Here is an 8764-nt window from a genome sequence, read left to right as displayed (position 1 = left end):
CTCCGTTGCTTTTTGTTTGCCCGCCGTTTATCAGCATACATTTTAGGACACCACCTAATGGTTCATGTTGCAGCGGTTCTAGTAAGCGCAAAATGGTTTTTTCAACTAGGTCGCCAGCTTGTACGGTAGCTTGTACGGTATCTAGGTCGGTCGGAGCCGGGAAATCCAGTCCTGATGCGGGTTTGTCTTGGTCGGTGTTTTGTTCGCGCACGCCGATGATGATGTAGCCGCTGCCCAGATTGTGAAAGTCGTTGGCAAAGGCGCAGATGGAATGCAGTACTGCTTCGGGATTCCAGCTTTCTTTGTATTCAATCCGCTCGCTTTCCACGCGGCGCTGGTGCAGCAGGTCTTCGATGTTAATCGGCAGTTTGTGGGCAAACATTGCTTGTCCGCTCAATGGCTGCCGGTGTGGCCGAAGCCGCCGCTGCCGCGTGTGCTGTCGGGGAAGTCGTCCACGAGGTTGAGCGCCGGGCGGGCGACGGGCTGGATGAGCAGTTGCGCGATGCGCTCGCCGAGGGCGATGGTGTAGGGCGTGGCGCTGCGGTTCCAGACCGATATTTTCAGTTCGCCCTGGTAGTCGCTGTCGATGAGGCCGGTGAGGTTGCCGAGCACCAGGCCGTGTTTGTGACCGAGGCCGGAGCGGGGCAGGATGAGGGCGCAGTAGCCAGGGTCGGCGAGGTGGATGGCAAGTCCCGTGCCGATGAGCGCGGTGGCATTGGGCTCGACGGTGTAGTGTTCGTCGTCAAAGACGGCACGCAAATCCATCGCCGCGCTGCCGGGGGTGGCGTAGGCGGGCAGCGGGATGGTTTGGCCGACGCGCGGGTCGAGGATTTTGAGGTCAAGGGTGTTCATGCTTTTTTCCAATGGTTGAGGATGTGGGTGAGCAGGGTGTCGGCCAGCGTGGTTTTCGTCTGGCGCGGCAGGGTGGTTTCGCCGTCGGCAGCGATGAGGGTGGCTGCGTTGTCGTCGGCGCCGAAGACGTCCCGGCTCACGTCGTTGGCGATGATGAGGTCGAGGTTTTTGCGCGCGCGTTTGTCGCGGGCGTAGGCGAGGACGTTGTTGGTTTCGGCGGCAAAGCCGACGGTGTAGGGGCGGTTTTCGCGCAATGCGGCGATGGTGGCGACGATGTCCGGGTTCTGCACCAGTTGCAGGGTAAGGCCGCTGTCGCCCTGTTTTTTTTGTTTGTGCGCGGCAGGCTGGGCAACGCGGTAGTCGGCGACGGCGGCAGCGGCGATGAACACGTCGCCGGGGTGGGCGAGCGATGCGGCGAGCATTTCTTCGGCACTTGTTATGTCGATGCGCTGGACGCCCGTGGGGCAGGGCAGGGCGGTCGGCCCGCTGATGAGGGTGACGGCGGCACCACGCCGGGCAGCGGCGGCGGCGAGGGCGTAGCCCATTTTGCCGCTGCTGTGGTTGGTGAGGTAGCGCACCGGGTCGATGGCTTCGCGTGTGGGGCCTGCGGTGACGGTGAGGCGGATGCCGCGCCAGTCTTGTGTTTCGCGCTGGTTGAGGTACGCCAGCAGGGTTTCGGGTTCGGGCAGGCGTCCCGCGCCGACGTCGCCGCAGGCTTGCGCGCCGCTGTCGCTGGGGATGACGGTATGGTTCGGTCGCGCGGCGAGGGTGGCGAGGTTGGCCTGTACCGCCGGGTGGGCGAGCATATGGCAGTTCATCGCCGGCGCGATATAGACATAGACGCGCGCGCTGGTCGCCAGGTAGAGGGTGGTGAGCAGGTTGTCGGCGATGCCGTGCGCCAGTTTGCCGAGGGTGTTGGCGCTCGCCGGGGCGATGAGGTAGGCGTCCGCCCAGCGTGCCAGTTCGATGTGCCCCATGCCCTGTTCGGCGGCGGGGTCAAAGAGGGCGTCGCGCACCGCTTCTCCCGATACGGCTTGCAGGGTGGTGGGCGTGACGAACTCGCGCGCGTGTTCGCTCATGACGATGCGCACGTTATCACCTTGTTTTTTCAGGAGTCGGACGAGCTGCGGGATTTTGTAGGCGGCGATGCCGCCGCTGATGCCGATGAGGATGTTTTGCGCCATAATGCGCCCCCTTCAAGGAAAAGGGGCATTGTAATGGATGAGGTTGCAAACTCAACGGATATGCCGCGCGAACGCCTGCTGCTTCAGGGCGCGCAGGCGCTTGCCGATTATGAGCTGCTCGCCATTTTGCTGCGCACCGGCAGCAAGGGCAGCAATGTGCTGGAATTTTCGCGCGAACTGCTGCGGGTGCGCGGCGGGCTGGTCGGGCTGTTCAACAGTCGCGCCACCGATTTGCAGGCGGTGCGCGGTCTCGGCAAGGCAAAGACGGCGGAGATTCTCGCGGTGACGGAGCTGGCGCGGCGCTTCATGCGCGAGGAAATGCGGCAGCCGTCGTGGTCGTTCAAATCGGCGGCAGACGTGCGCGATTACCTCTTGATGCAGTTCAAGGGGCAGGCGCTGGAAGCGTTCGGCGTGATTTTTTTGAACCAGCAGCACGGCTTCATTGCCTTTGAACGCCTCGCGGCGGGTGCGGCGGCGCAGGTGCAAGTGCCCATGCGGGCGCTCATCGCCAGCGCCTTGCACCATCACGCCGCAGCGCTGATTCTCGCGCACAACCACCCGGCGGGCAGCGCCGAACCATCGCGCGAAGACCGCGACACCACACGCCAACTGGACGCGGCGCTGGCATTGCTGGACATCCGCCTGCTTGACCATTTCATCGTCGCCGGTAGCGAACTGGTGTCGATGCGCGAATGCGGCGGGTGGTAATCCAGTAGAATGCCGCCCGCATAAAGGCTAAAATGCCGCCGCTTCACCAATTTTTAAGGATGACAGGAAAAAAATATGCTGAAAACTGCACTGATTGTGGACGATTCGCGTCTGGCACGCCTGACCCTGAAACGCCTGCTGGCCAAATACGATATAGAAGTGGCGGAAGCCGAGGGCGTGGTGGATGGCGAAAACTGGATTTCGCGCCACACCCTGCCGGACATCGTCTTCATGGACATCATGATGCCGGATTTGGACGGCTACGAAGGCCTCGCCCGCCTGCGCGCCGACCCGGAAACGCGCGACCTGCCGGTCATCATGTACTCCGGCGACATCTCCGAAGAAGCCCGCCAGCGCGCGCGCGACGCCGGTGCCACCGGCTATCTGCCCAACCCCGCCGACGCCAGCCGCCTCGACCACCTCCTTTCCGCGCTGCGCGACCGCGTCCGCGTCGCCCCGGCACCACAACCTGCCCCCGCGCCTGCGCCCAAACCGGCACCTGTTGCACCGCCACCCGCCCCGGCACCTCGTCCGACAGCTGTGGACGACGGCGAATTTGGCGTCGCTACCCCGTCCTACGTCGCCCCGGCTGCCGTGCCGCCCGCACCGCAAGCGGCACAACAAATCCCGCTTGCCGTCACCTACGTCGATACCGTTGAAATCAACCGCCGCCTCGACACACTCGAACGCCAGCTCACCGTCGCGCAAGAGCGCGCCCAGCGTGCGGTGGAAGACGGCAAGGCAGGCGTCAACAGCGAAATCGAACGGCACCGCAAAGAAGTATTGCACCTGCAACACCGCCTTTCCGAAAGCGACCGCCGTGCCACCATCTCCATCGTCATCGGCGCCGTCGCACTGCTGATTGCGCTGGTCGCCATCATCTGGCAACTGCTGCCCGCCTTCACCGGCTAAATGACCACCTGTTACGAAAACGCCACGCCAGTGGCGTTTTTCATTAGCCGCGCTGTAGGGTGGGGCTTGCCCCACCATCAGACATCCCGCTTTATCGCTAAAATCGCAAAAAATCGAGAAGACCCCCATGAACCCCACCCTTGACACCCTGCTGCGCCGCAACTCGCTGCGCCCCAACCAAATGCAGGAACCCGCGCCAACAGACGCCGAACTGGAACAAATCCTGCGCGCCGCCACCCGCGTTTCCGACCACGGCAACCTCAACCCGTGGCGCATCGACGTCTTTCGCAAACCCGCGCAAGAGCGCCTCGTCGCCACCCTGCTTGCCATCTGGACGCGGAAACAACCGGACGCCGACGAAACCCTGACCGCGAAAAAAACCGGCTTCGTCGCCCGCGCGCCTTTTCTCGTCATGGTCTCCAGCCGCATCAACCGCGAAACCATCGTGCCGCGCATCGAACAAATCCTCTCCGGCGGTGCCGTCTGCCAAAACCTCATCATCGCCGCGAACGCGCTCGGCTACGCCGCCTGCTGGCTCAGCTCGTGGGCGGCACACGACGCCGACGTCAAGGCCGCGCTCAACGTCGCCGCCAATGATGAAATCCTCGGCTTCATCCTCCTCGGCACCCCCGCCGCAGCCGCCACCGAACGCCCGCGGCCGCCACTTGCCGATGTCGTCGTCTGGCATGAATAACCAGGGCGCGTTCACATCACACCTGCTGTGAGCGTCGTTTTGCGCGGACATGGCTGGTCAGCCTGCGCGTGGGAGCCGAGGGCAGCGGATAATCCGTGTTGATGACTGCACAGTGAGATGATGGTCTCATGAAGCAAAAAACTCCCAAAATTTCGCCTGAAGCAGGCGCGCACCACATCTGGTTATCCATTTTTGCCAGCAGCCAATTCAAGCAGGAAGAACAACAATGACACCCCGCCAAAACCACTACCGCGCTACCTGGTGCAGCGCACAAGCAGAATCTGGAAAACGCCCTTACGGGCAGGCGTGTCCGTGGGAGTGCTTCGGAAGATTTTTTATATGAAGATAAGGCATTTGGTTGCAATATTTATTGCGGGCGGTATTCTCCTTATCCTTCTTCATATATTTGTGCTGTCTCCCATGGAGAAAGATTCATTGGTGCGTGCGGCTGAACCTTACTTGGAGCATCAGCAGTTAGGAGATGATTATAAACTGCTTTATGAACGTATCTATGTGGATGCCGAATGCAAGGAGCTGGAAATTTACCGTGCCTATGGCACCAGAATCCCTGCTGCCCAAGTTTGTGAGCAGGTGCATGGAAAGTTTTGGTCTTATTTCACCTCCCTTAAGGAAGAAGGCGAGCTTTCTTTTATCAATCAAGAAAGTTGTATACCCGGAGATTTTAGTCCTTTTCCCAATACGCCGATAGTAAAGAATTTAGATTATTCAAGCTGGGTATTTGGTCGCTATCTAAGAATTCCAGAATATTCTTTTATGAGTTGGGATATTCATGCTGCTAATTACTTTCCTAATGATAGTGATATAAAATTTTTTTCGGGATACCGCATAATTGATGCTCTTGAAGAGCCAGTCTCACGAAGATTTTCCAGTTTTTATCCAACCCGACTTTGGATACACAGTCATTTTTATTTGTTCGTTGAAAGCGATTTGCTTCCTCCAAAATGCGATGGCCCAGCTTTGCATAAGGAACAATTTTTTACACATGATATTGGAGATAAACCATGAAACCATCTATTGTTATCCAGCAAGGCACGCAACGCCTGTTTTTTACTGAGAAGAAATACAGGTTGCACTCAGGTGCGCCATTTTCAAATGTATAGCGACAGCAATCACCTGCCTTCCCACACCTTGCGACCGGGTGAAAACACGGCAATCCCTTCAGCAAACACGGTAAAATTGCCCCAATTTCCCCTGACAACAAGGAATCCCATGAAACCCCTCATCCTGCTCGCTACTGTCCTGTTGCTCGCCGCTTGTACCGCGCCGCCAAACAACGATGTGCCGCTGCAAGCGCAAGCACCGGCGCCGTTGGGTACGCCATCAACGCCGAGTGCCCTGGGCTGGGACATCATCAGCAGCCGTCACGTCAACTACGCCAACCAATGGTAAAAACGCCGCAATTTTTCCCCTGACTACAAGGAATCTCCCATGAAAACCCTCGTCCCGCTCGCCACCGTTCTCCTGCTTGCCGCCTGCGCCGCACCGCCGCGCAACGATGTGCCGCTGCAAACGCAAGCACCCGCCCCCATGGGCATGGAAGGGCCAAGTAGCGTTGGTCAGAACATTATCGGCAGTCGCCACAGTAACTATGCCAGACAGCCGAACGAAGTTAATCACGCCCTTTGGGGCGGCGCCGTGGGCGCAGGCGTCGGCAACGCCATCGGCCACGATGCCGAAAGCACCGTTTATGGTGCCGCCGCCGGTATTCTCGGCGGTTATTACGGTGGCAGTTATCTTTGGCGCTGATGGTCAAAGCGAAAAAATCCCCGGCATGGCCGGGGATTTTTTTGGCATTTTGAAAGGTATAGGCTCATAGGATGTGTGCCACAGGCACGCACGCGCGTACCCCGTTTTTCCTGCGTGCGTGTCTGCTACGCCGCCACACATCCTACGCCCGCCCAGAATCTGCCATGAATCTTTGGTGCGCTCTTGGTTGCAGTCAGGCGAGGTCGCAGGCGGCGCGCGGGGTGCCGTCGGCATTGAGGCTGATGCGGTATTCCACCAGATGGCAGTATCCAACGGCTTCAGCGCTGCCATCGGCGGCAATATGCAGTTCTTCGATGACGAGGTCGCGCAAGATGGTTTCCCGGTCGGGTGCGGGCGGTACTTCTTCCTTGTGGATGGCACTGATGAGGATGTCGTAGTCATCGCAGGTGATGCATTCGTAGCGCTTGCGCAGTCTGTCCCAGTGGCGTGTGATGTGGTCATGGGCGCAGGCGGCAATGGGGGCATAGAGGGCGGTGCCGATGGCATCGAGGGTGTTCAGTGTGGCTATGGCGGCACCCGCAGGGCGGTACGGGTCGTTGGGGTCGGCGGCGAGGTAGATTGTCAGCGCTTCGCCTTGCGGGTTGTGCCACCAGCTGGCGCCGCAAAAGCCATCGTCGTGCGGGTTGCCGTGGTAGGTGCTGCGTGGCCGGGCGGCAAGGGTGTCACGCCGTTGTTGTAAGGTGGCGGGAGCATCATCGCCTGTCGCAACGGCGAGCAGGAGGAAGTCGCCCGGCTTGGTACGGTGCGGCAATACTTGCAGGCGGTAGAGGGTGTTATCGGTCAGGGGATACGGGTCTGGCAAGGCGACATGGCGTACCTGCGGTTTGTTGTCCGTGTCGTTAATCGCTGCTGCTTGCATGAAGGCGAACAGGTCGGAGACGGCTGCGGTGATTTCCGCCTCGCTATGGTTGTCCAGCGCTGCTTCCAGACGTGCGTCAGCGGTCGCTTCGTCGGCGGGCAGGGGTCTTTCTGCTGCCGGGATGTGCCAGTGCAGGACGGCGGTGTTTTCGTGCATTTGTGTGCCGTCATGCCAGGCGCAGAGGCGGGCGGTTTTGTGCCAGGCATAGCGCGTGGGGTCAAAGGTAATGGGGTCGTTGCAGTCGTTGTCGGTCAGGGCGTAGATGTCGAGGCTGTCTGGTTGGTAAGCGGCGATGGGTGCGCCGGGTTCGTGCGCCGGGTGCATGGTGTGTTTATTTTTGGGCGGAGGTGGTGTCGCCCGCTGCGGTTGCCGTGCAGTCGCTGGCGGCGATGTCGATTTGCATGATGCTTTGGCCGTGTTCGTCCTGGTAGTCGAAGTGGACGCCACGGTATTTTTTCTTTTCGCCGAGGCTTTTCAGCGGCTCCTGGTCGCAGATGTAGGGCTTGACGGTCTGGCGGTAGGCGCTGGCGAGGCTTTCCATGTCGTGGCTGGCGCGGAAGGCGGCGGCGTCTTCCACGCCTTTGACGACGGCGGTGAAGGTGTAGGTGTCGTTGTTGAGGGTGACGCTGCGGAAGCTGCTTTCCTGGGTGTCGTAGGGCAGTTGGCTCTGGATGTAGGGCAGGGCTTCGGCGGCGGTTTTGAAGGTGGGCGGCGGAGCAGGGGTGGCGGGCGCCTCGTCTTTGGGCTGGTCTTTGTTGTCTGTCGGGGTGTCGGTTTTGCTGTCGCTGGCGGCGGGTTTGTCGCCGGTTTTGTTATCGGCGGCGGGGGTGTTGTTTTTGTTGTCGCTGTTTGGCTGGGGAGCTTTGTTGCCGGTTTTGGTGTCGGTGGCGGGTTTGTCGGCTTTGCTGCCGCCGTTCGGCTGCGGGGTTTTGTCGGTTTCGGTGGTTTTGTCGTTTTGGGCGGCGGCGGGTTTTTCGTTTTTGGGGGCGGGCTGGTCGCAGGCGGTGAGGAGCAGGGCGAGGGCGGTCAGCAGGGCAAGTTGGGTTTTCATCGGTTTTTCCGGGGGTTGTTTGGTCAGGTGGTTATGATACTGCGTTTGTGGCGGGTGTCGGGGCGGCGAGCAGGGTCTGGATGATGTGGCCTGCCATCAGGATGCCGAACAGCGCCGGCATATAGGAGATGGTGCCGTTGACGGCGCGGGCGCGGCCGGGGGTGTCGCCGCCGACGGGCTGGTGCGGCAGCGGTTGGCGCGGCGGTTCGTCGGAGTAAACGACGGGGTAGTTGAGGCTGGCGCCGTGCGCTTTCAGGGTGCGGCGCATTTCGCGTGCCAGCGGGCAGCCGCTGGTTTGGTTGAGTGGGCGGATGCGGGCGTGGCCGGGGTCGAGGCGATTGCCTGCGCCCATCGCCGAGATGACGGTGATGCCACGCGCCTGTGCGGCGGCGACGAGCGCGGCTTTGCAGGCGATGGAGTCGATGCAGTCGGCGAGGATGTCCGGCGCGAGCGGGGCGAGGTAGTCGGCGGCGTCGCTGGGGTGGAGGAAGTGGTCGTGCACGGTGAGTTCAAGGCCGGGGTTGATGTCCAGCAGGCGGGCGCGCATGACGTCGGTTTTTTTCGCGCCAAGGGTGCTGTGCAGCGCCAGCAGTTGGCGGTTCAGGTTGGAAGGCGAGACGGTGTCGTGGTCGAGGATGATGAGGTGGCCGACGCCGGCGCGGGCGACGGCTTCGGCGCAGTAGCCGCCGACGCCGCCGAGGCCGGCGATGAGGACG

General features: G+C 60.9%; 12 protein-coding genes. 6 read left to right on the top strand and 6 right to left on the bottom strand.

Annotation, left to right across the window (positions count from 1 at the left end):
• From Q0349_RS00115 to coaBC, 3 genes are all read right to left on the bottom strand, one after another.
• Positions 1-382, bottom strand: a 382-nt coding sequence (locus Q0349_RS00115; RefSeq protein ID WP_298078674.1) for an ATP-binding protein, incomplete at its 3' end; no start/stop codon positions are given.
• An 11-nt stretch (positions 383-393) separates the two neighbouring features.
• Complete coding sequence (gene dut, locus Q0349_RS00110) at positions 394-852, bottom strand: dUTP diphosphatase (RefSeq protein WP_298078673.1); 459 nt, start codon at positions 850-852, stop codon at positions 394-396.
• Entirely contained in the window at positions 849-2036 is a 1188-nt protein-coding gene (gene coaBC / locus Q0349_RS00105) for a bifunctional phosphopantothenoylcysteine decarboxylase/phosphopantothenate--cysteine ligase CoaBC (protein WP_298078672.1), read from the bottom strand. Before coaBC ends, dut begins: the two co-directional genes overlap by 4 nt.
• A gap of 33 nt (positions 2037-2069) precedes the next feature.
• Here coaBC and radC point away from each other — a divergent pair, with 33 nt between their 5' ends.
• The 6 genes from radC (at position 2070) to Q0349_RS00075 (ending at position 6117) form a co-directional block, all read left to right on the top strand.
• Positions 2070-2744 carry a DNA repair protein RadC gene (gene radC / locus Q0349_RS00100; RefSeq protein ID WP_298078671.1) on the top strand — a complete coding sequence of 225 codons (675 nt, stop codon included), beginning with the start codon at positions 2070-2072 and terminating at the stop codon, positions 2742-2744.
• Between the two features lie 75 nt (positions 2745-2819).
• Positions 2820-3656 (top strand): response regulator, encoded by an 837-nt coding sequence (locus Q0349_RS00095; RefSeq protein WP_298078670.1) that lies wholly within the window; start codon positions 2820-2822, stop codon positions 3654-3656.
• 127 nt (positions 3657-3783) lie between these two features.
• The gene (locus tag Q0349_RS00090) at positions 3784-4350 is read left to right on the top strand and encodes a nitroreductase (RefSeq protein ID WP_298078669.1); all 567 of its coding nucleotides are present in this window, start codon (positions 3784-3786) and stop codon (positions 4348-4350) included.
• 339 nt (positions 4351-4689) lie between these two features.
• Positions 4690-5376, top strand: a complete 687-nt coding sequence (locus tag Q0349_RS00085) for a hypothetical protein (protein WP_298078667.1) — start codon at positions 4690-4692, stop codon at positions 5374-5376.
• 204 nt (positions 5377-5580) lie between these two features.
• On the top strand, positions 5581-5760 hold the full coding sequence (locus Q0349_RS00080) for a hypothetical protein (protein ID WP_298078666.1): 180 nt from the start codon (positions 5581-5583) through the stop codon (positions 5758-5760).
• A 39-nt stretch (positions 5761-5799) separates the two neighbouring features.
• Positions 5800-6117, top strand: a complete 318-nt coding sequence (locus Q0349_RS00075) for a flagellar biosynthesis protein FlgH (RefSeq protein WP_298078665.1) — start codon at positions 5800-5802, stop codon at positions 6115-6117.
• Positions 6118-6310: 193 nt separating this feature from the next.
• Here Q0349_RS00075 and Q0349_RS00070 read toward each other — a convergent pair whose 3' ends face one another.
• The 3 genes from Q0349_RS00070 to Q0349_RS00060 form a co-directional block, all read right to left on the bottom strand.
• The gene (locus Q0349_RS00070; RefSeq protein ID WP_298078664.1) at positions 6311-7321 is read right to left on the bottom strand and encodes a hypothetical protein; all 1011 of its coding nucleotides are present in this window, start codon (positions 7319-7321) and stop codon (positions 6311-6313) included.
• A 7-nt stretch (positions 7322-7328) separates the two neighbouring features.
• Positions 7329-8048, bottom strand: coding sequence for a hypothetical protein (locus Q0349_RS00065; protein WP_298078663.1), 720 nt, complete (start codon positions 8046-8048; stop codon positions 7329-7331).
• A 31-nt stretch (positions 8049-8079) separates the two neighbouring features.
• On the bottom strand, positions 8080-8764 hold a 685-nt coding region (locus Q0349_RS00060), incomplete at its 5' end, for a tRNA threonylcarbamoyladenosine dehydratase (RefSeq protein WP_298078662.1).

Source organism: uncultured Cardiobacterium sp. (assembly GCF_938028185.1).
Lineage (GTDB): Bacteria > Pseudomonadota > Gammaproteobacteria > Cardiobacteriales > Cardiobacteriaceae > Cardiobacterium.
Note: the sequence above shows the minus strand (reverse complement) of the source record. Positions and strands in the feature narration are given on the sequence as shown.

Coding starts and splice junctions, on each gene's coding strand:
- radC (WP_298078671.1), top strand. CDS start 2,070: ATGGATGAGGTTGCAAACTCAACGGATATGCCGCGCGAACGCCTGCTG.
- Q0349_RS00080 (WP_298078666.1), top strand. CDS start 5,581: ATGAAACCCCTCATCCTGCTCGCTACTGTCCTGTTGCTCGCCGCTTGT.
- Q0349_RS00085 (WP_298078667.1), top strand. CDS start 4,690: ATGAAGATAAGGCATTTGGTTGCAATATTTATTGCGGGCGGTATTCTC.
- Q0349_RS00075 (WP_298078665.1), top strand. CDS start 5,800: ATGAAAACCCTCGTCCCGCTCGCCACCGTTCTCCTGCTTGCCGCCTGC.
- dut (WP_298078673.1), bottom strand. CDS start 852: ATGAACACCCTTGACCTCAAAATCCTCGACCCGCGCGTCGGCCAAACC.
- Q0349_RS00065 (WP_298078663.1), bottom strand. CDS start 8,048: ATGAAAACCCAACTTGCCCTGCTGACCGCCCTCGCCCTGCTCCTCACC.
- Q0349_RS00090 (WP_298078669.1), top strand. CDS start 3,784: ATGAACCCCACCCTTGACACCCTGCTGCGCCGCAACTCGCTGCGCCCC.
- Q0349_RS00095 (WP_298078670.1), top strand. CDS start 2,820: ATGCTGAAAACTGCACTGATTGTGGACGATTCGCGTCTGGCACGCCTG.
- Q0349_RS00070 (WP_298078664.1), bottom strand. CDS start 7,321: ATGCACCCGGCGCACGAACCCGGCGCACCCATCGCCGCTTACCAACCA.
- coaBC (WP_298078672.1), bottom strand. CDS start 2,036: ATGGCGCAAAACATCCTCATCGGCATCAGCGGCGGCATCGCCGCCTAC.